The 18,612-nt window shown below is 69.5% G+C and carries 20 protein-coding genes, 1 pseudogene and 1 CRISPR repeat array; of the genes and pseudogenes, 8 read left to right on the top strand and 13 right to left on the bottom strand.

The genetic code is table 11. The features are described from left to right. A pseudogene (locus ABTY15_RS34995) lies at positions 1-61 on the top strand (50S ribosomal protein L9); the annotation flags it as partial. A gap of 212 nt (positions 62-273) precedes the next feature. Here ABTY15_RS34995 and ABTY15_RS35000 read toward each other — a convergent pair. The 5 genes from ABTY15_RS35000 to ABTY15_RS35020 all read right to left on the bottom strand — a co-directional run bounded on the left by ABTY15_RS35000 (position 274) and on the right by ABTY15_RS35020 (position 3,248). Then, on the bottom strand, positions 274-723 hold the full coding sequence (locus tag ABTY15_RS35000; protein WP_350604845.1) for an ATP-binding protein: 450 nt from the start codon (positions 721-723) through the stop codon (positions 274-276). Next, positions 720-1,328 carry a recombinase family protein gene (locus ABTY15_RS35005; RefSeq protein WP_350604847.1) on the bottom strand — a complete coding sequence of 203 codons (609 nt, stop codon included), beginning with the start codon at positions 1,326-1,328 and terminating at the stop codon, positions 720-722. The genes ABTY15_RS35000 and ABTY15_RS35005 overlap by 4 nt, the downstream gene beginning before the upstream one ends. Before the next feature lie 521 nt (positions 1,329-1,849). Next, the gene (locus ABTY15_RS35010) at positions 1,850-2,149 is read right to left on the bottom strand and encodes a hypothetical protein (protein ID WP_350604849.1); all 300 of its coding nucleotides are present in this window, start codon (positions 2,147-2,149) and stop codon (positions 1,850-1,852) included. 25 nt (positions 2,150-2,174) lie between these two features. Further along, entirely contained in the window at positions 2,175-2,966 is a 792-nt protein-coding gene (locus tag ABTY15_RS35015; protein WP_350604851.1) for a polymorphic toxin-type HINT domain-containing protein, read from the bottom strand. A gap of 138 nt (positions 2,967-3,104) precedes the next feature. Next, positions 3,105-3,248, bottom strand: a complete 144-nt coding sequence (locus ABTY15_RS35020; protein ID WP_350604852.1) for a hypothetical protein — start codon at positions 3,246-3,248, stop codon at positions 3,105-3,107. 378 nt (positions 3,249-3,626) lie between these two features. On the opposite strand from ABTY15_RS35020, the gene ABTY15_RS35025 reads away from it, so the two are divergent. After that, entirely contained in the window at positions 3,627-4,271 is a 645-nt protein-coding gene (locus ABTY15_RS35025; protein ID WP_350604854.1) for a restriction endonuclease, read from the top strand. Between the two features lie 50 nt (positions 4,272-4,321). Here ABTY15_RS35025 and ABTY15_RS35030 read toward each other — a convergent pair whose 3' ends face one another. Then, the gene (locus ABTY15_RS35030; RefSeq protein ID WP_350604856.1) at positions 4,322-4,555 is read right to left on the bottom strand and encodes a hypothetical protein; all 234 of its coding nucleotides are present in this window, start codon (positions 4,553-4,555) and stop codon (positions 4,322-4,324) included. A gap of 139 nt (positions 4,556-4,694) precedes the next feature. Between ABTY15_RS35030 and ABTY15_RS35035 the strand changes: the two genes are divergently transcribed. Then, positions 4,695-6,098 carry a HEAT repeat domain-containing protein gene (locus tag ABTY15_RS35035; RefSeq protein WP_350604858.1) on the top strand — a complete coding sequence of 468 codons (1,404 nt, stop codon included), beginning with the start codon at positions 4,695-4,697 and terminating at the stop codon, positions 6,096-6,098. 521 nt (positions 6,099-6,619) lie between these two features. On the opposite strand, the gene ABTY15_RS35040 is transcribed toward ABTY15_RS35035, so the two are convergent. From ABTY15_RS35040 to ABTY15_RS39920, 3 genes are all read right to left on the bottom strand, one after another. Beyond that, complete coding sequence (locus ABTY15_RS35040; protein ID WP_350604861.1) at positions 6,620-7,795, bottom strand: ParB/RepB/Spo0J family partition protein; 1,176 nt, start codon at positions 7,793-7,795, stop codon at positions 6,620-6,622. Next, entirely contained in the window at positions 7,795-8,433 is a 639-nt protein-coding gene (locus ABTY15_RS35045) for a ParA family protein (protein WP_350604864.1), read from the bottom strand. Before ABTY15_RS35045 ends, ABTY15_RS35040 begins: the two co-directional genes overlap by 1 nt. 525 nt (positions 8,434-8,958) lie before the next feature. Continuing rightward, positions 8,959-9,415: direct repeats of the CRISPR family, unit length 29 nt; unit sequence GTCCTCCCCGCACGCGCGGGGGTCAGCCG. A gap of 257 nt (positions 9,416-9,672) precedes the next feature. Beyond that, on the bottom strand, positions 9,673-10,056 hold the full coding sequence (locus tag ABTY15_RS39920; protein ID WP_502893661.1) for a hypothetical protein: 384 nt from the start codon (positions 10,054-10,056) through the stop codon (positions 9,673-9,675). Between the two features lie 350 nt (positions 10,057-10,406). On the opposite strand from ABTY15_RS39920, the gene ABTY15_RS35050 reads away from it, so the two are divergent. The 5 genes from ABTY15_RS35050 (at position 10,407) to ABTY15_RS35070 (ending at position 14,721) form a co-directional block, all read left to right on the top strand. Beyond that, entirely contained in the window at positions 10,407-11,465 is a 1,059-nt protein-coding gene (locus tag ABTY15_RS35050; protein WP_350604866.1) for a hypothetical protein, read from the top strand. Positions 11,466-11,670: 205 nt separating this feature from the next. Continuing rightward, positions 11,671-12,549, top strand: coding sequence for a hypothetical protein (locus tag ABTY15_RS35055; RefSeq protein WP_350604867.1), 879 nt, complete (start codon positions 11,671-11,673; stop codon positions 12,547-12,549). A gap of 142 nt (positions 12,550-12,691) precedes the next feature. Beyond that, the gene (locus tag ABTY15_RS35060) at positions 12,692-13,198 is read left to right on the top strand and encodes a SigE family RNA polymerase sigma factor (RefSeq protein WP_350604870.1); all 507 of its coding nucleotides are present in this window, start codon (positions 12,692-12,694) and stop codon (positions 13,196-13,198) included. 95 nt (positions 13,199-13,293) lie between these two features. Further along, positions 13,294-14,112, top strand: coding sequence for a hypothetical protein (locus ABTY15_RS35065; protein WP_350604871.1), 819 nt, complete (start codon positions 13,294-13,296; stop codon positions 14,110-14,112). Between the two features lie 96 nt (positions 14,113-14,208). Beyond that, complete coding sequence (locus tag ABTY15_RS35070; RefSeq protein WP_350604873.1) at positions 14,209-14,721, top strand: DUF1877 domain-containing protein; 513 nt, start codon at positions 14,209-14,211, stop codon at positions 14,719-14,721. A 208-nt stretch (positions 14,722-14,929) separates the two neighbouring features. Here ABTY15_RS35070 and ABTY15_RS35075 read toward each other — a convergent pair whose 3' ends face one another. From ABTY15_RS35075 to ABTY15_RS35090, 4 genes are all read right to left on the bottom strand, one after another. Next, positions 14,930-15,343 (bottom strand): hypothetical protein, encoded by a 414-nt coding sequence (locus ABTY15_RS35075; RefSeq protein ID WP_350604876.1) that lies wholly within the window; start codon positions 15,341-15,343, stop codon positions 14,930-14,932. A gap of 471 nt (positions 15,344-15,814) precedes the next feature. Continuing rightward, positions 15,815-16,273 carry a MerR family transcriptional regulator gene (locus ABTY15_RS35080; RefSeq protein WP_350604878.1) on the bottom strand — a complete coding sequence of 153 codons (459 nt, stop codon included), beginning with the start codon at positions 16,271-16,273 and terminating at the stop codon, positions 15,815-15,817. 185 nt (positions 16,274-16,458) lie between these two features. After that, a complete protein-coding gene (locus tag ABTY15_RS35085; RefSeq protein ID WP_350604880.1) occupies positions 16,459-18,129 on the bottom strand; it encodes an alpha/beta hydrolase in 1,671 nt (556 codons plus the stop codon). Continuing rightward, entirely contained in the window at positions 18,126-18,455 is a 330-nt protein-coding gene (locus tag ABTY15_RS35090) for a hypothetical protein (protein ID WP_350604881.1), read from the bottom strand. The genes ABTY15_RS35085 and ABTY15_RS35090 overlap by 4 nt, the downstream gene beginning before the upstream one ends. Positions 18,456-18,612 lie beyond the last annotated feature (157 nt).

Consider the following 18,612-nt stretch of genomic DNA (forward strand, 5'->3'; position numbering starts at 1 on the left):
CTCCGCCGGCGAGGTCGTCGAGGTCAAGGACGGCTACGCCCGCAACTACCTGGTTCCTCATCGCCCGGGGGTAGGGGGCGAGACGCCCGATTCCCCGCGGGCGGGTGGCGGTCGGCGTGGCAGTGGTCATATGTGGCTCCTTCGAGGTGCCGAGGTGGTTCACGGGGTGGTGCCGGCCGCCGCTGCAACGGGGGACGCGTGCGGCGGTCGGCACCGGGTCCGCCCAGCCGGTGTGCCGTTCCGGGAGCGCGGGCGGAATCTGGGGAGACGCCGTCAGGCGGCGTCGGGTGGAACCGGCAGGTCGGCGTGCACGACCTTGCCCCGGGGCCACAGCTGCGCGCCCCATTTGCCGTTCGTGAGGCGGTGGACCAGGGCGACGCCCCGTCCGGATTCGGCGGAGGTGTCGGCGTCGATCCATACCGGCGGGGCGGCCGAACCGTCGGAGACGAGCAGGCGGACAAGGCCGGCGGTCGGCCGACGGATGCCGACGATCATGTGGGTGCGGCAGCCGGTCTTCACCGCGTTGCCCACCAGCTCGGAGATGATCAGCTCGGCGTCGTCGACCAGTTCGGGCAGGCCCCATTCGGTGAGCTTCGCGCGGACCATCCGGCGGGCCGGGCGGGCCGACTGCGGTTCGTACGGCAGGCGCAGGGTGGCCGGTCCGGGCGGCGCGGATGGCGGCACATGTGCGGCCTGCAGCGGGCGCTCAAGGCTGGTGGTCACACCGCCGCCCGGGGCCCGTCGGGGAGTTCCGGCCGGAACGGCGCCCATCCGGAGGCGGCGGCGCCGAGGACCCGGCGGCGACGCAGCTCTGCGGCCGAACGGCGACAGCGCCGCAGCGGTTGTGGGCGGAGCCCCGGCTCGGCGGTGGCGAGGAGGGCACCCCGGTCGGCGAACAGGGCGGTGAAGGTGTCCCACCCGGCGTCGGTGGCGGTGAGCATGTCTCGGGACCAGGTGACAACGCCTCGGGCGCCTCTGGCGGACAGAGACGCGACCACTCGGGCCCACCCGGGGCGGTGGGTCAGATCCGGCGTCCCGGACGCGTCGGTGGCGACGACAACGATCGTCCAGTTCCGCAGCTCGGCGTACTCGCGGCAACGGGCGGTCAATCGACGGGCCGTCGCGTGGTCGGCAGCGACGAGGTACAGGGCGACGGGGACGCGGCCGATGGGCGGCCGTACCGAGTGGCCTGGCCGGTCGGCGATACACGTCAGCAGAGGCGGAGGAGTGAACGACTGGCGTGGCCTCTGTGCGGAGCTGTTGTCCGTTCCAGGGAAGATATCTGCGCCGTGCCGACATCGCGCTCCCGCGCGCCGCAGTCGCGTCATTCGCCTGGCGTTTGACTGGGTGAGTCCAATTCAGACCCGGGCTCCAGACCCGCTCACGGATGTCGGCCGCTGGCAACGGGCCTGGTCGCAGAAGAAGCGGCGAACCGTCGCTGTCGCCAACATCTGCTCAGCGGGCGGCAGTTCGGCCAGAGTACGCCAGCTGATGGCGTGGGTTCGCTTGCCCGGGGTTTCACAGTACGGGCAACAGGCTGGCCGGTGGGTCGCACGCGGGGATCTCGACCAGCAGCTCGGCCGGCGGTCAGCTGCTTCAATTCAACACCAACTCCAGGAGACAGCACATATTCGATCGAGCGAAGGTCATCCATGGGGAACCGATCCCGCGTTCAGGCCGGTGACCGGGAATTTTCATGGAACTGTGGCAAGGAAATTTCGCGAATCGCCGCCAGCTGATGTCGCTCTTTGCCTACACTCCTGTGGTTCGCTGACAGGAAGCCAGACGGGCTCTGCGGCAATTGTTGCAGAGCCCGTCTAGTATGTCACGCTAACTGAAGCCCGTAAAATCAGGCCTTGGGAGGCCAGACGATGAAGCCCTCAAACCTCTTCTCTGCGTCCTCGTCTGACAAATCGCCTCCAATGGCGTGCCAGCGCGTGAATTTTCCAGCCACTGCCAGTCGAATATTAAAGGCCTGTGTCATGTAATTGACGACTTGAAAGGCTGTTCCAGCGCGATCGCTGGAAGGCCCTAGCTCATCCACTAGTTTCCGCAGCACGGACACAACCGACTGCTCGGCAATCCATTGATCGCGGATGGAATGAATGATTCTGCTTCGATTTCTTTCGTATTCCTCGGATTCCATCACTGCTCGGATTTGGTGAAATATACCGTTACCTCTTGGAATGTTCCGTCGGAATTCCTGATGACATTTCGAGATCGACTGATGCGGATGTCCACCCCCTCGCGCCAGCTTGTCGGCCGGTCCATGTGCCACGCGCGGCATCCTCGAGCGACTCTCCCTTGCGGATCAGCTCGTTGAACTTCCTTAGATTCGTATCCAGTTCACCCACGTTCCATGATGCCGTGATCCCCCTGATCTTATCTGGACCCCCAAAGGCCTCCAAGGCCTCTTTAAACATGTCGGCACCCGAGGGAGCCCCCGCATATCGGGTCCCATCTGGCATCCTGGCCCGGAGGGTCATCTCCATCATTTCGTCTTCGAAGGTGGCAAATAGCCCGCGATTATCAGTCGCGCCATAGCGGTTCTCGAATTTTATGCACTCGTTGTGAACCAGTACGGGGGTGGCACCTGCGATGACATAGTAGGTGTGAAGCTGAGCAACGGTCAGATTGTACATCTGTGCATGGCCGCGGACAGAATTCACGGCAGCAACAAGAATGCGCTCATCAGTGTCGGTTTTGAGCGCGTGACCAGCGATCAGTTTGCTGGCTGGCACCCAGGCGTGGTCGGTCTCGTCCCAGAACGGGTGGTTGGAGGTCGTCTTGATCGTGCTTGAAACACCGTCGGCCGTGACCTCAAGGTTGATGAGATCCTCGTCGTCGTGTACCAGCTGGGCGATGACGGTACGCCCTCCTTGGTCTGTTGCCGTCCCTTGGTCTGCGGACTCGACTCGATCGCCGACCTTGATATCACCGATCGGCTTGGTCGAGCCGTCGGCCATGAGCACGCGAGTGTCGGGTGTGAAACTGCATGCGGGGCCGACGGGTTCTTCCGGCGAGGTCGGTTCGGCCTTGGGCGTGACCGGCGCCTTGGGATCCGAGGGCCGGAGCGACGTACAGGGGCCAACCCGGCGACGGAGTCAGCGGGTGGCCTGAGCCGCCGTCCCGACGAGCTGCAGGATCGCCTGGCCCCACGGAGTGGCGGCGATCAGGACGCCGAAGGTGACGCAGAGGAATGCGCTCAGATTCTCGTCGAAGCGGGTGCGGGGCTCGGTTCGCCGCATCAGGCGGGAGAACGATGACGATCCCCAGTACCGCACTCACGCTGACGCTGAACTGCATGCACCCACCCCCTGGTTGCGGCCCGCAACGCTCTGTGAGCATGCCAGAGGGCGGTCACGGCGGTGGCGGAGTTCGCAAACTTGCCTGCCAGGGCGGCTTCCCTCACCACCCTCGACGCTCCGGCCAGATCCTGGGCTGCCCCGCGTTCACCACGTCGTGGAGCAGGAGACGGTGGCCCAACGCCCGGTGTTCGGCCGCTGGCCACCGGGATCAGGACAACTCGCCGCCGTGGCCGGCGGAGTTCGCCGAGATCGCCAGCGGTCGGACCGCGACTGCTTCTACGCTCGCACGCACACGATGGTCCAAGGGGGGGGAGTGCCGTGGCCCGCAGGCCCGTACGACGACGCCGCTCCAGTGCTGCTCGCCGGGCACGGCAGGCCAAGGACAACGCGCTGATGCTGGGCATCGCCGCGCTGCTCGTGGTCTCCGTGGTGGCGTTCGTGCTGACGTGGCTGGCCCACCACCTGCTCCTGGTCGCCGCGCTGCTGGCCGCAGCCGGGGCGGGGTGCGCCGTCGTGCTGCGCTCCCGGCAGCTGGCCCGGCGGCGGGAGCTGGACGCGCGCGTCGCGCAGCTGCGGCACATCGGCCCGTTCCTGACCATGAGTCCGAAAGCCTTCGAGCACGCGCTGGCGGACCTGTGCCGGCGGGACGGCTGCACGAAGGTGACGGTGGTCGGCGGGGCCGGTGACCTTGCGGCGGATGTCCTGGCCACCACCCCGTCCGGGCAGCGGATTCTGATCCAGGCCAAGCGGTACGGGCCGCGGACCTTCGTTGGCTCCCAGGACGTCCAGAAGGTCAACGGCACCTACCGCGACGTGCACCACTGCGACCTCGCGGTCGTGGTGACGACCAACGCGTTCACCAAGGCCGCCGCCACCTTCTGCGCGAACGTCGGCATCCGCGCCGTCGACCAGCGGGCACTGGCTCTGTGGGCGGAGGGAACGGGCAAGCCCCCCTGGGGCTGACGGGCCGGCCGCCACGCAGCGGCGTGCGCGCGTTCCCGGCAGCCGGGCCGCTACGCCGGCGGGTCGGGCTCGAAGGTGTGGGCGCGATGCCAGCGGAAGTGGGGCTCGCGCTCCTTCGCCGACCAGGGTACGGCGCGGTCGGCGAGGTGCTGCTGCTGGATGTGCTCGTGGACGCCGGGCATCGTGTCGGCGAGCGGGCTGACCCTGATGCGGCCGGCCTCGTCGACGGTGATGTAGCCGCGTCCGTAGAGGCTGTCGCAGCCGAGGCTGCAGTTCGGGGCCAATAGGTTTGCCTGACTCCGCGAATCCCTGAACCGGAGGCGACCGTTGCAGATCGGCCTGCTCGGCTCGCTTGGACCGCCGCCGTCCCCCCGAGCCCGTCCGTGCGGGCCGTTGTCACTGCGCCTGGCTAGGGTGCCCGCCATGGACGAGCGACCGTTGACCGACCAACTCTCCGGCACCTGGGACCAGACCCGGTCGACCCGCGACGCCCTCGTGGCCCAGGGGGAGACCGTGGTCGCGGCCGTACTGACCTTGCTCTGCGACGAACAGTCACCCGTCGACTGGGCCGTCGCAGCCGACGTACTGCAGCGAATAGGGGAGCCCGCCCTCCTACCGCTCGCAAACGCGGCCGCAGAGGCGGACCCACCCGAGATCGCCAGGAGGGTCGGATTCGCCCTGGGGCGGCTGGAGGTGACCGACCCGGCGGTCTACGAGCCCCTGCTGGAACACCCGCACCCCCGGGTCCGCGGCAACGCGCTCCTCGCCTTCCAGTTCCAGGGCCCGGCCGCGACCAGGTTCGTCGACCGGCTCATCCCGCTCCTGGGCGACCCGGAGCCCGAGACCCGGCAACAAGCCGTCCACGCCCTCCAAGCGATCGGCCCCACAGCCGTCCCCGCCCTGCAACGCGTACGCCGCCAACCCGCCCCCGTTCCCACACCCCGGGTACGGGCCGGCGCCCTGCACGCCCTGGCCGCCATCGCCGGACCCACAGCGCTCGACCCCCACGACCAGAACGCCTGGCACCGACTGACCAGCATCAAGCGACAGACCGAGATCCCGGAAGGCATGCACCTGTGCGGATCCTGGTACGCGATCCCCACCACCGACCAGAACGCGGTCCTGGACGCCTTCGACCTCACTGACCCCACACCCGTCACCCTCCGCACCGGCGCAGCGGCCTGGAACCACGACCACCACGCCTGGAACCGCACCCGCCCGCACGACACCTGCGCCCGCGTCTTCGTCAGCCCCGCTCTGAACGGCTGGACCCTCGTCTTCGGCCACTCCTCCCAGGACACTCACCGCCTCGAGGACGCGGACGACCGGGATGCAGCCCTCAATCAGGTCGTACGAGAGCGCTGCACCGACCTCAGCCGCCGGTTCGGCGCCGCGCACTGGTACGGGATGAGCTGCGGAGACGACTGGACCGCCTGGTGCATCGCCGAGAACGGCGACGTGCTGCGCCACTACGACGCGTACGACGCCTACGAGGCCGAGCAGGACGGCGACAACGGCGGCAACGGCGACGACGGCCCGGGCCACCCGGCCGAAGCCGGCTACCTCCTGCCCCACCAGGACGGCTTCCCCGACGGCGCCTTCGACGGCGTGAACCTCTTTGACTCCGAGGCCTTCGCCGCCCGCTACCTCCAGGTGAAGGAGGAACTCCATATCCCCGACACCTGCGACGCCACCGACATCGCCGCCTGCCTCTCCGTCGACCCCGGAGCCCTCGGCGCGCACACCCGGACCGAAGGCCACGCAGTCCTCGCCCTCACCACCTGCGGCCGGGAACACGGCCACCCCGCCGGAGCCCTCCCGGTGTGACGCCGCCCGCCAGCTCGGGTGCTGACCCCAGCGGTACCGGGAGGACGCCATCCCCGAGCGGCTGGCCACCGACGCGACCGGCTGACCCCCGCGCGTGCGGGGAGGACACCAGCTCCCAACTGGACGAGATGAACCGGAACGGCTGACCCCCGCGGGTGCGGGGAGGACGAAGATCAACTGGGAGCCGATTGGGAGATCAACGGCTGACCCCCGCGGGTGCGGGGAGGACCCTTCGTGACCTGCGGCGCAGCAGCGCCTTTGCCATTTCTTGACTGATGAGCTGTCGGCGCAAGTGCGCCACTGTTGTTGGTTGCAACGAGCGTGCTCTGGTGCGGTTGGGCTGTTGAGGAGTCAAGGGGCACCAGACATCCTGCCACGCGGATCTGACGCGGGCTGGGGTGAGCGTCCTTATCGGAACGGGCTCCGTGGAGGTCGGCGAGCCTGATGGCCCCGGCAGGTGGCGGAAAGCCGTGGTGCCCTGCCCCGCCGGGACGGCGGGGCAGGGCACCAGAGGAGACGTGTCAGCTGTTGATCGTCAGCAAACGGTTGGCCAGGGCGTCGGCGAGGCGGTAGGCCTCGTCGGCCGAGAGGGTGCGGCAGATGGCGTCCGCCAGTTCCTCGACGTTGTGCCAGTCGACCTTGCCGAGCTCCGCGCTCGGGGCGGCCGCCGGCGGTTCGTCCGACGGGGCGACGGCCCGCTGCTCCGGCATCGGGAGAGGCTCGGAGTTTTCCGCGGAAAATCGGTCGGTGCCCGGAGCGGGTTCGGTGCTCGGGAGCGGGCTGCGGGGAGCAGGTTCCGACCGGGTGGTGGCGGGAGCCGACGGCTCAGCAGGCGACGACGTCACCGCGGCAGCCGACTGGGCCACGGGCGCAGCGCTCTGCTGCGCCGCAGGCTGCGGGGCGGCCGGGACAGCCGGGGCGTCGGCAGGCGCCTTCGCCGCCGCCTTGGCCTCCAGCTTCGCCGCGCGCTTGGCCGCGACGGCGTCGGCGTCGGCCTGGAGCAGCTGCTCCAGCTCCGCCGTCTGCGCGGCCAGGGACATCTCCTCGATGCCGTTCACCGACCCCAGCCGGCGGGCGACGTTGATGGAGATGCCCTCCTCACCGCGCGCCTTGGCCCGCACCTGCCGTTGCAGCTCCGGGTGGAGCTTCAGCAGGTTCTTGCGGTGGGAGATCCAGCTCTGCGACCAGCCCTCGGCCTCGGCGGCCGCCTTGGCGGTGCTGTACTGCGCCACGATGAGCAGGACCGCGTTGGCCTCCTCGATCGGGTCGAAGTCCTTGCGCGCCATGTTCTCGTCGAGCGCCGCCCGCAGCAGCGTCGCCTTCGACTCGGCGACCGAGTCGTCGACGACGACCAGCAGCTGCTCCCGCCCGTACAGCGCGGCGGCGGCCCGGCGGCGGTTGCCGTTGACGACGACCACGTCCTCCGCGCCCGCGCCGAGCAGCTCCCGGTCCTCCGGCCAGAGCCGCAGGTAGGCGGCCGGGGTGACGGCGAGGCAGCTCTGCAGCTGGCGGTCCTTGATGCTCGCCAGGTCCGAGAGGTCGCCCAGGTCGTCGCGGGGGTTGCGCGGGTTGGGGAGACAGTTGGCGGTGGGAACCCACCGCGCGGGGGCCTCGGTGGCGGGCGCGGTGTCCACCCCCGGGGCGTCGACGACCGGGTCGGCGGCCATCGAGGCGAAGGAGACGCGACGGCCGGCCATCAGCGACCCCCGTACCCGAGCTCGAGGGACAGCCGGAAGAAGTCCTCGCGGGCCCGGTAGGCGGTACCGCTCTCCTTGTACTGGGTGACGACCGTTCCCTCGGCCACCGCCCGGGAGTGGATCTTGTACCGACGCAGGACGGTCTTCGCGCGCGGCCACCCCCTCGCGGAGATGTACGCCTCGGTGTCCTCGAGGTCGGCGCGGCCGTCCCGGGGGTCCCAGTTGTTGATGACGATCCGATAGGGGATGCCCATCGGCTCGATGACCTTCTGGATCGTCCGGGCCGTGGGGTCGAAGCACAGCGGCTCGGTGATCATCGGGACGAGGACGTCGTCCGCTATCTCCAGCGCACTTCGCAGGATCTCCTCGTCGGCCAGGGTGCCCGGCGTGTCGATGAAGATGTGCTCGTACTCGTCCTTCTCGCCGAGGACGTCGAAGGTGCAGGCCGCGAGGTTCACCGTGGTGGTGGTCTTGCCGACGCCGCCCTTCTGGTTGGCGATGACGTGGATCTTGGCGCCGGTGCTCTTGAGATGGACCAGCTGCTCGGCTTGGTCGTGCGCCGCCATGAAATCGAACGGCAGGTTGTCGCCCACCCGCTCGGCCCAGACGACGGCGGACCCCTGGGGGTCTGTGGACACGACAAGCACAGATGGCTTCATGATGTTCCGTTCTCTCCGTGGGCTTCCCGGGCGGTCTGCCCGGTACTGCGGATGCCCGCCGCGCAAAGCCGGTGTGCGGCGGACTGGAACAGCATTCCAGATGATCGACTCGGCTCCTGACACGACCCGCGTGTGATGGCACACAATGGCGGGCTTCTGGGCTCTGATCTCGCGGAATTCTCGGCCTTGCAACTCGGCTCCTCGGGCCCGAGTGTCGTTTCCCAGAGGTGTGGTGACGCGTGGACGGCCGGGGGGGGGAGCTGCTGGGGCGCATGGTCGCTTCACTGGACGAGGGCTGTGGACGGCCGCATGGCTGCCCACGGCGGCGTTGCTCAGCCCCGTACTGGCGGACTCTCACGTGGGCGGCCCTCGGTGGGTAGGCGCGTGGGAGGATGCTTGGCGGCCCCTGATTCCTCAACAGGCCACTGGGGCGGCGGTGGCATCCGTGCCATCGCAGCCAGTCAAGAAATTGCAAAGCTCCTGCTTCACCGCAGGTCAGGAAGTGTCCTCCCCGCACGCGCGGGGGTCAGCCCCCGGCGTCCGGCGACCCGCGGGCGCTGACCGGGTCCTCCCCGCACGCGCGGGGGTCAGCCCCCGGCGTCCGGCGACCCGCGGGCGCTGACCGGGTCCTCCCCGCACGCGCGGGGGTCAGCCGGCGCCGGCCAGCTGATGAAGACGACCGCGCTCGTCCTCCCCGCACGCGCGGGGGTCAGCCATGAATGAGACAGGCCGACAGGAGCTTGCTCAGGTCCTCCCCGCACGCGCGGGGGTCAGCCGGTGTCGCGGACGTTCACGCCGTTCTGCGAGTAGTCCTCCCCGCACGCGCGGGGGTCAGCCGCCACTTACCGCACTGCTGGCGGCGCCACGATCGTCCTCCCCGCACGCGCGGGGGTCAGCCGGCGTCGTAGACGTCGACCGGAATCCACGGGGCGTCCTCCCCGCACGCGCGGGGGTCAGCCGCCAATCTGGGTGATGGGGGTGCCGAGTGGGGCGTTCTCCCCGCACGCGCGGGGGGTCAGCCGCCGATCTGCTTCAGCTTTAGCAGGCTGTCGGTGTCCTCCCCGCACGCGCGGGGGTCAGCCGCCTACGTTCCTGATCACGCTTGCGACCAACCAGTCCTCCCCGCACGCGCGGGGGTCAGCCGAATCTCAAGACGCACAGCCGGGATCTCTGGAAGTCCTCCCCGCACGCGCGGGGGTCAGCCGGACGACGACGAGATCAGGCGTTACAAGCTCGCGTCCTCCCCGCATGCGCGGGGGTCAGGACGGGGCCGGAGGGGGCGAGGTAGTGGAGTGTGACCTCGCCGGCGAAGGTGCCGGTGGCGAGGAGGACGGTGCCGCCAGGGTCTGTTGTGCAGGAGGCGGCGACTCCGGGGAGTGAGGAATCGAGGAGTTCGCCGGTGATGGCGTGCCACCGGCGGACGGTTTCGTCGTCTCCGGGGGTGATGAGGACCGGATCGCCGTGAAGCCAGGCCGCGGAGAGCATGGGGACGACGATGTCGGCGTCGATGGGGGAGCCGATCGGTTCGCCGGTGTCAGCACGCCAGCGGCGGAGCAGGTGCTGGGTGTCCGAGGCCACGATCAGCGTCCTGCCGTTCTCCATCCTGAGGGTCGCGAGCTGGCGGACGCCTAATCTCCGCCGTGAAGTCGTCGGCCTTGTCCTGGCGCAGGATCACGTCGTCGGCCAGGCGCTGTGCTCCGCCTGCCGCCGTTTGAACCGCTCAGTGGTTGAGATGCGGGCCTTCCCGGACGCTCGTCGTGACCCGGCTGTCGGTTGCCGCCGAGCTGGCCCTTCCTCCGGAAGCGATAGCTGCCAGGCCCGGTCAGCGCACTCCCAGGCGAGGGTTGTCCGGTCAGAGCGGGTGGTGGCATCATTTCCGACATGATCAAGAGAATCGAGCCCTCCGCCCGCTGGTGAGCGCGGCTCACGGGCAAGGGCTGCCCGCACCACGGATGAGCCTGTTCGACCACGCGATGCAGCTGCATCAACAGGCCCCCGACAAGCCCCTCCCACGAGACGGCGAGCCGTATCCGGATGGTGCGCAGCACCGTCGTCGGCGCCCTCCGAAACCGCCGAAGGACCGACGCGCCGAGGGCGCCAAGGTCGCCCGCATCCTGGCCAAGCACTTTGCCCGGCCGTCCTCTCCACCAAGCGCGTTGGCCGACGTCTTCCACGACGTCTACGTGCCGATCCACCCCAACGCCGACATCGCCCGTGTTGCCCTCGGAGTGGACATCGGGCGTGTCCGGCGGACCGGGCGGTGGCTGGTCCGCCACGGGACCGATCGATGCTCGGTCACCGTCGGGCTGGCGCTGCTGGCCGCTGTGGGTACGGCGGACAACGTCCCGCTGATCCAGACGATCGGGCTGCTCTCCGACTGGTTCGGCCCGTTGGCGGCCCGTGCGCTGGAACGGCTGCCGGGCCGTCCCGACTCCCTGCTCTGGCTGGCCGACCGCGTGGCGGGCTGGGGCCGGGTCTATGTCGTCGAGGCGCTCTGCCGCGTCGACGATCCGGGTGCCCGCTGCTGGTTGTTGCGGAAGGCGGTCGACGGCGACTACCTCAACGGCTATTTCGCGGGGAAGGTTGCCGAGGCCGCCAGACTGCATGAGGCGCTTCCGGAGCTCGAACATGACGATGAGCTGCTCGACCACACAGGTTGGCTGCTCCACGTGATGACGTACAGCGATGGCATGGGAACGACCCTCCGGCACTATCCCCACTCCGCAGCTGTCCTGGAATCCCACGCCCGACACCTTGGCGGTGTGACACCGACCGTCGAGCGCTTCTTCATGGCGGCCCTGCTGGCGCAGTACCTCGCAACTGAGCCTCCCGAGCGTGTCGGCAGCATCGGGGCGCAGCGCGACGCGATCCTCGCCACCTACCTCGGGCTCCTTGATCGTGAGGACTGGTGCGAGACGGCCCGCGCCGGCCGCGCGGCGAAGGATGGTCGGATGGAACAGCTCGCGGGCTCAGGCACGTCCCAGCTCAGCCTGCGGGCGTTCGCGGACTGAGGACGGCCGCATGCATGCACGGACGGGCCCCTCCCAGCCCATGGGTGACCATGAGTAAGGAGAGACGGGACCGGGAGGCGCGGGCGGAGGCAGCTCTCCGGTGTGGTGTGCTCGGAGCCTCTCGATGATCTCGTCGTCCGTCACGGGCCTTCGTAGCAGGCGGCACCGACATCGCCGTGTCGTAGGGGGAGGGCACAATCGGCGCATGGCTGAGACCTTCGTTGACCTGGGATTTGTTACCGCGCCGTCGGGGGTGCTGGTGCTAGGCATGGCCGGCTGGGTCGACTACTGGCGGGAGCTGGGGCAGCCGCTGTCCGAGCGTGCCGGGGCGGCTGCGGCCTCGGGTGGTGGCCATCTCCGGGACTGGCTGTGCGAGGCGGTCGCGGTCCCGGCGGCCGGTAACGGGCCGTTGTTGGTGCGGGCCCGTACCTCGCCGTCCCCGTTCGATGAGGAGCCGACGATCGCGACGCTGGAGGTCGGGCTCGGGGTGCCCTGGCCGGAGACGGCGGACCGGTCGGTGCCGGTGCGGCTCGGTGACCTGCCGGTCGACCGGTGCGGCATGGTGGTCGGTGACGCCGTGGGGCTGGACGCGTGGACGGGGATGAACGACGAGTCGGCCGACGGGCTCGCCGACCTCACCTACTGGGGGCGGTACGCGGACGACGCCCACGCACAGTTCGGCGGCGAGCGGATCGCACAGTACGGCTGCGAGGGACCGCACGGCTGGCTCGACCTCCCGCTGGACGAGGCGGCGGCGCGTGCGGCCGAACTCACGGCCTGGCGAGACCGCCTCCACGGCAGGGGGCTCATGGTTTCGGTCGACGAGCACACCGACTTCTACCGCTTCCGGCGGGCCGGGTGGCACCATCCGCTCCACGTCGGCGCGATCGAGGTCGGCGGCTGCCGGGTGCTCGGTGTCGACTGGGACCAGGGCGATCACTCGATCAGGCACCGCGGCGAACGGGCCGCCGGCCAGGTCTACCCGGTCACGCTCGAAGCCGACGAAGCCGACGCGGCGGGTGGGACGGTGCTGCGTTGGACCATCCCGCCCTACGGCTTCGACGACGAGGACGAGGACGAGTGACGAGCGATGAGCCCAGTGTCGGGGAATCCGCGACCACAACAGCCGTGAAGAAAGTGTCCCGCCCGCGCGACATCCCGCCGCCCCACGTAGTCATGAGGGGTATGCACGGGGATCACGGAACGACGGAACAGGCGGGGACCGAGTGAAATCAGCACAGGAGGACGCGTACCTGGAGTTCGTGGCCTCGAGGGCGAAGGCGCTGTACCGCTCGGCGTACGTCCTCGCGGCCGGCGACGCGCATCTTGCCGAGGACCTGGTCCAGGAGACCCTCAGCCGGGTGTACGTGCACTGGAAGCGGGTGATCGGTGCGGACAACCCGTCGGCCTACGCCCAGACGGTTCTGGTCCGCACCTTCCTCAGCCTGCGGCGCCGGCGGAGCACCGGCGAGCGGCCCGTCGGGAACATGCCCGACAGTGCGGCAGCCGGCCCGGACACCGCGCTGCGGCTCACCCTGCTGGACGCGCTCGGCCAACTGCCGCCCCGCGACCGGGCGGTGCTGCTGCTGCGCTACTGGGAGGACCGCAGCATCGAGGAGACCGCCGGGATGCTCCGGCTGAGCAGCAGTGCGGTCCGCTCCCAGGGCACCCGGGCACTCGGCAGGCTGCGCGCGTTGCTCGGCGACAGCCTGTCCGACCTGGTTGCGCACTGAGCACTGAGCACTGAGCACTGAGCACCGGTGAACCGGTGCACGCAGGTCAAGACCGCCGCAAAGCCCCCATCAGCGACAGAAAAGGTGACGCCAGCATGCCGTTCGAAGCAGACCTCGCCCACGCCCTGGACCGCACGACCGACTCCCTCGAACCCGATCTCACCACGCTCCTGAGCGGAGCCGTCGAGCGTGGCCGGAGCCGTCGGCGTCGGCGCACGGCCGGCGTCATCGCCGGGGTCGGCGCCGCCTGCGCCGTGGTCGCGGCAGCCGGCCTGGTGCTCCCCGGAGCGCTCGCCGGCACGGTCGCCGGGATCCACCCCGCAGGATCCGACATCGAGCCGGTGGCGCTGGCGATGCCCCGTTCCGCCGTCTCCGACACTCAGATGATCCAGGCCCTGGAAGCGACGTTCCCCGGGGGCCGGTTCAGCCAGGAGACCGGGCAGAGCAACAACCCCTCGGACCCGTCCGGCGGCTACGTCGCCAACGGTGAACTGCTCCTCGACGACGGACACGGCGCCGCCATGGTCGGCGTCTCGGCCGTGCGGCTCAAGCTGCCGCTCAGGGACGGCGACGGGCTGAGCTGCGACCGGACACCCGCCCGGGCCGCGGGTGACACCTGCACGCTGAGCGAACTGCCGAGCAGTGCCGCGCTTCCCGGCGGGGCCGTGGTGATGTCGGAGCAGACCGCGGCCCACCGCCCGGCCGGTCCCGACACCGCTCGCCGCTGGACGGTGACGGTGACCCTGAAGTCGACCGGCGCGCAGCTTCAGCTGGTGCAGTGGAACAGCACCGGCGGCGGCAGCGGCGCCGACGTACCGAAGCCGACCCGCCCCGCGCCCCCGCTCACCGAGCAGCAGGCGGTGGCCGCACTCACCGGTGCCACCTGGGCGCCGATCCTCGGTGCCGTCGGCTGACCCCTCCTCAGCGCCGAAGAAAGCGGGGGCGGAACCCTCCTGACGCCTCGCTGAAGGAGCGGCAAATCCGCTGGACAGCGTCCGGATACTGCCGTCATGGCCATCACCCAGCAACTTGCCCGGGTCTCGGCGGACTACCTCGACGCCTGTCGCCGGTCAGCCGCCGAGTCGCCGGACGGGGACCACCAGTGGGACCCGCCGTCCGCGGACTGTCTCGACCTGGACTGGGCGCCCTCCATGCTGGAGCGCGCCTGCGAACTGGCGCAGCTCGACGCCGTCCGCCTGGAGGCGCTCAGGAGCGCCACCGATGGCGACAGCGGCATCGATCTGGGCTTCCTCAACGTGGGCCTGCACGCGATCGCCTTCTTCAGCAACTCCACTCCGACGGCTCTCTGCCCGGCCGAGGTCGCCCGGGTGGCGACGCTGCTCGGAGAGATCGACATGCGGGCGACCCTCCGTTCCGTCATGGACAGCGGTGCGGGCTCCACCCTCGGGTACGGGTTCGTCGGCGATCCGACGGAGTACCTGCTGGAGCACTTCGGCGCGCTGCGCCGGTTCTACGAGGAGGCGGCCCGGAGGGGCCTCCTCGTCGTGCAGTGGTGGGACTGACGGACTGACCCGGCAGGCCTCGTTCGATCAACCGAGGGCATTGGGCGGGATGGCTGGCTACGGCCGACGACAACCGGCCGCAGCGGGTGCATCGAGGTGGCGGTTGAGCTCCTGACCGCTGGTAGACCGCGACCCCTCGTACGGTCTGGAAGTGCGAAGAAGCCCCCGTCAGGTTCTGGCGAGGGCTTCTTCGCACTCCGGGGGAATGTCAGGCAAGGCCCAACCCATTGAGGCCACCAGTCAAGGAACTGAGGGGTGAGCCCTTGTCACCGCCGCCGGTGAGGGATGAGAGGGGGCTGGCGCTGCCGAGGGGTGAACTGGAGCCGGCGCCCTTGCCCGAGGCATCGGCGCCCGGGGTGGCTGCGCCGCTGATTGGCGCTCCCTTGAGGAGCCCGGTCAACAGACCAGTGATCATTTCGAGGTTGGACAGGCCACTGGTCAGGCCGCCGGTGCCACTGTCCGAAGCGACGATCGAGTTCAGGGGGTCCTTTCCAGCGGACGCCAGATTGTTGAGGGGCAGCGAGTCCACGCCCGGCACGGCGCTTCCTCCACTGGCGTGAGCGGGAGCCGCGAGGGTAGCGCTGGCGAGAACCAGCATCCCCGTAACGATGATCTTCTTCATACCGGTGTCAACGAGCACGGGCATCAATGGCAACTCTCGATGGTCAAATCCGCTTTGACCTGGCCTCGACGGCCTCCTCGGCGGGGCCGCCGGCTCACAAGGCTCGCCACCACGGGATTCGGGGCTGAACTACTCTGCGCTGACGGTCGTGTGGTTCCAGGCGGCTCCCGCCATCCCGTCAGGCGAGGACGCCGATCACGGTCTGCGCGGCATCTGCTGGGACGACGTCGCGCGAGACTTCGAGCTCTGAGTTCGAGGAGATCGAGGAGTTCGAGGAGCTCGTGTCCTGCACATCGGCCGTGGGGCACGGCCGCCGGTACGGGGTGCGGCCTCCCGGGGGCCGCACCCCGCCGCCGACCCCGCACCGATCGCCTCGGTGCGGCCCTCCGGGGTCGGCTGGGCGCTGGGCCTTTGGTGCCGCGGGATCGTCAGCGGTGAGAGCCGACTGCGGTCTTCATCGGATACCCGTGGTCAGCTGGAGGTCGCCGACGGCGTCGCCGGGGGCATGAGGCAGCGGGTGTTGATCTGGAAGAGCAGCAGCTCCTTGGTAACCGTGGTTTCTACGCTGACCAGGTAGCGGCCCGACGGCTGGAAGGCGTCGAGGAGGGCGGCCACCTTGCCGTTCACGGTCTCCCGGTAGCCCTTGATGGTGAATCCCTGCTGTTCGAGCATCGCGCGGATCTTGCGGACGGCCTCGGGGTGCTGGTCGAGGGGGGCGGGGCTGTAGACCGCGTAGGACATCGTGTACCGGCCGTCCTTGGCGACTTCGCCCTTCTCGCCGACGCAGGCCTCGAAGGTGGGACCGGTGCTGCTGGGGTTGAGGGTGACGCCGGCGGTCTGGGCCATGAACTCGGTCATGTGCTGGGCCCAGCCCTGGGCGTCCTGGGTGGCCATGACCGGGAGGGGCTCGTTGGGGTCGGACGTGGACATGCATCCTCCGAGGATCAGGGGCAGGCAGAGTGCCACGGCGGCAGCGCCGAGGCGTCGCGCCGGGGCACGGCGTGCGGCGGGTCGTGGCAGGGGGAACGGCATGGCGGATTTCCTTGCGGCCGGGACGGGCGTGGACCGGGGCAGTCAGGCAGCTGGCCAGTCAGACAGCTGAGCAGCCGGGCAGCTTACGGCCTCGGGTGATCGAAGGTGGGCGGCGGGGTGTACACCTTGGGAACCGTGGTCGGCTGTCCGCCGACGATGATGCGGGCCTGGTTCAGGAGGCTCAGGCTGTCCTTGTCGCCCTTCTTGTCCCAGTAGCCGCTGTGCCCGGAGGTGTCGACCTCGAAGTTGTTGCCGCCGAAGTGGTCGACCATCGGGTCTTCACCGAGGGTGACACCGGCCACGGCCTTGATCAACATGTCGTCGTTCGCCCTGCCGGTCCAGAAATGGCTCGGGTCGATGTGCAGCTGATCGGCACTCTTGACGGTCATTCCGGGGCTCGCGACGGCGACGATGTCGTCCGCGCCCAGCCCCTCGCCTCCGGCGGCGGCCGCACCGACGGCCGTTGTGCCGTAGCTGTGGCTCATGACGGTGAGGTGGCTGTGGTGGTCGCCCTGGGCGACCCGGGTGCCCTTGGTGAACTGGCGCAGGGGTTCGGCGGCGGACTCCGCCCGGTCGGTGGTCATGACGGTCCCGTCCACCTCGGGGGCGTCGTAGCCGAGCCAGGAGATCACCGACACCTTCGCCCCCGGTGCGGTCTCCCGCGAGGCGCGCTGCAGTTCGCTGATGCGCTTGATCTGGTCCGGCATGTCGCGGAGCGTGTTGTCCGTACCCGGCACCATGAGGGCGGTGTGGTCGGCGGTGTCGGGGTTGCCGATGGCGATGATCGCCTTGCCGTCGCCGCCGTAGGCCTTCGGGTCGATGCCGAGCAGGAAGAGCTGCTGGTCCTCGGCCGCGCCGTCCTGCTGGTCGATCCGGGTCTTGAGCGCGATCAGCGCTCCCTCGAGCTTGTTGTAGTCCTCGGACGTCATGCCGCTGCCGCGCGCGTCGCCGGCCTTCATCTCGTCCAGCTGCTGGTCGAGCACCAGCCGGTTGGCCTCGTCCCGCGCGGTGGCGGGCAGGCCGTCGAGCTTTCCGATCTGGTCCGGGTAGAGCGCGAGGTAGCTGCTCTGCTGCTCGGGGGTCAGCGACTTCCACCAGTCGGCGGACTTCTGCGGGTCCTTGTTCTCGGGGACGTACGGATTGGCGAGGCCCAGGTCCTTCATCACGTCCTTCACGTCCTGGGCGGTCTCGGCGGTGGAGCCGAACGTCCGTGGCCGGCTCAGGATGTCGGCGTCGAGTCGGCTGAGGGCGCTGTCGCCCTTGTCGCTCGCATCCTTCGCGTCGGACAGCGCCTTGTTGATCCACTCCTGGACGTCGCCGCGCAGCGTGGCCAGCGCCTTGCGTTCGGGGCTGTTCACGGCGTCGGGGTCGTGCTGTGCGCCCTTGTCCAGCGGCGGGAGGCTCACCGTCCCGTCGGAACTGACGGTCAGGCCCCACTCCTCGGCGCGGTGGACGGCGTTCTTGAGGTTGGTCTGCGCCTGGTACATCCGGTCGGCGACGGTGTCCAGGGTGAGTGCGGCGGCGGCGGACTCGACCTTGACGATCTCCAGGATCTGTTCGGTCCGGCCCATGGTGGAGAAGGCGTACGAGGCGTCGTTCCCCTCCCACTTCGCCTGTTGCAGCGGGCCGTTCACCTGGCTGCGGTGCCGGGTCTCGGCCGACTGGGCGCCGGTGGACAGCCCGCGCCACGCCTTGGCCGCGTCGTGCAGCCCGGTCGGGTCGAAGCGGAGCAGCAGCTCGAAGTCGTTGCTCACTGGCCCGGCTTCTCCCAGACTTCGCCGATCCGCTGCTTGTCCCAGACGTCGGTGTTGGCGTTCTCGTTGTTGGTGTACGTCTGCGCGGTGGTGGTGAGGTTGTCGGCCGTCTTGTTGAGACGGTCGTGCACGCTCGCCAGGACGGGTGCCCAGTCGCCCGCGATCTTCTCCAGGCGTGCGGCGACCGACCAGCCCGTCAGTTGGCCGGCGGCCTTGTGACTGGCGGACACGGCCGCCTCGGTCGGCTTCGCGAAGTCCTCGCCGATGGCCCGTGCCGCGCCGGCGGACTGGTAGATCTCGGCCGGATTGACCTTGAGATGGCCCACTTGTCCTCTTTCCCCCGTTGGTGCTGAAGATCAACAAGCAGGCTATTTCGGGGGGTGGCCGAATTCCAATCCGTACAGGTACTCAGCCGATATCGGGCGGTTGTCCTGTTTTGTGAGCATCTGTCGCCGCCGGGGCCGCCGTCATCGAGAACCCTCG

This window comes from Kitasatospora sp. NPDC097643 (genome assembly GCF_040302625.1).
In the GTDB taxonomy this organism is placed as follows: domain Bacteria; phylum Actinomycetota; class Actinomycetes; order Streptomycetales; family Streptomycetaceae; genus Kitasatospora.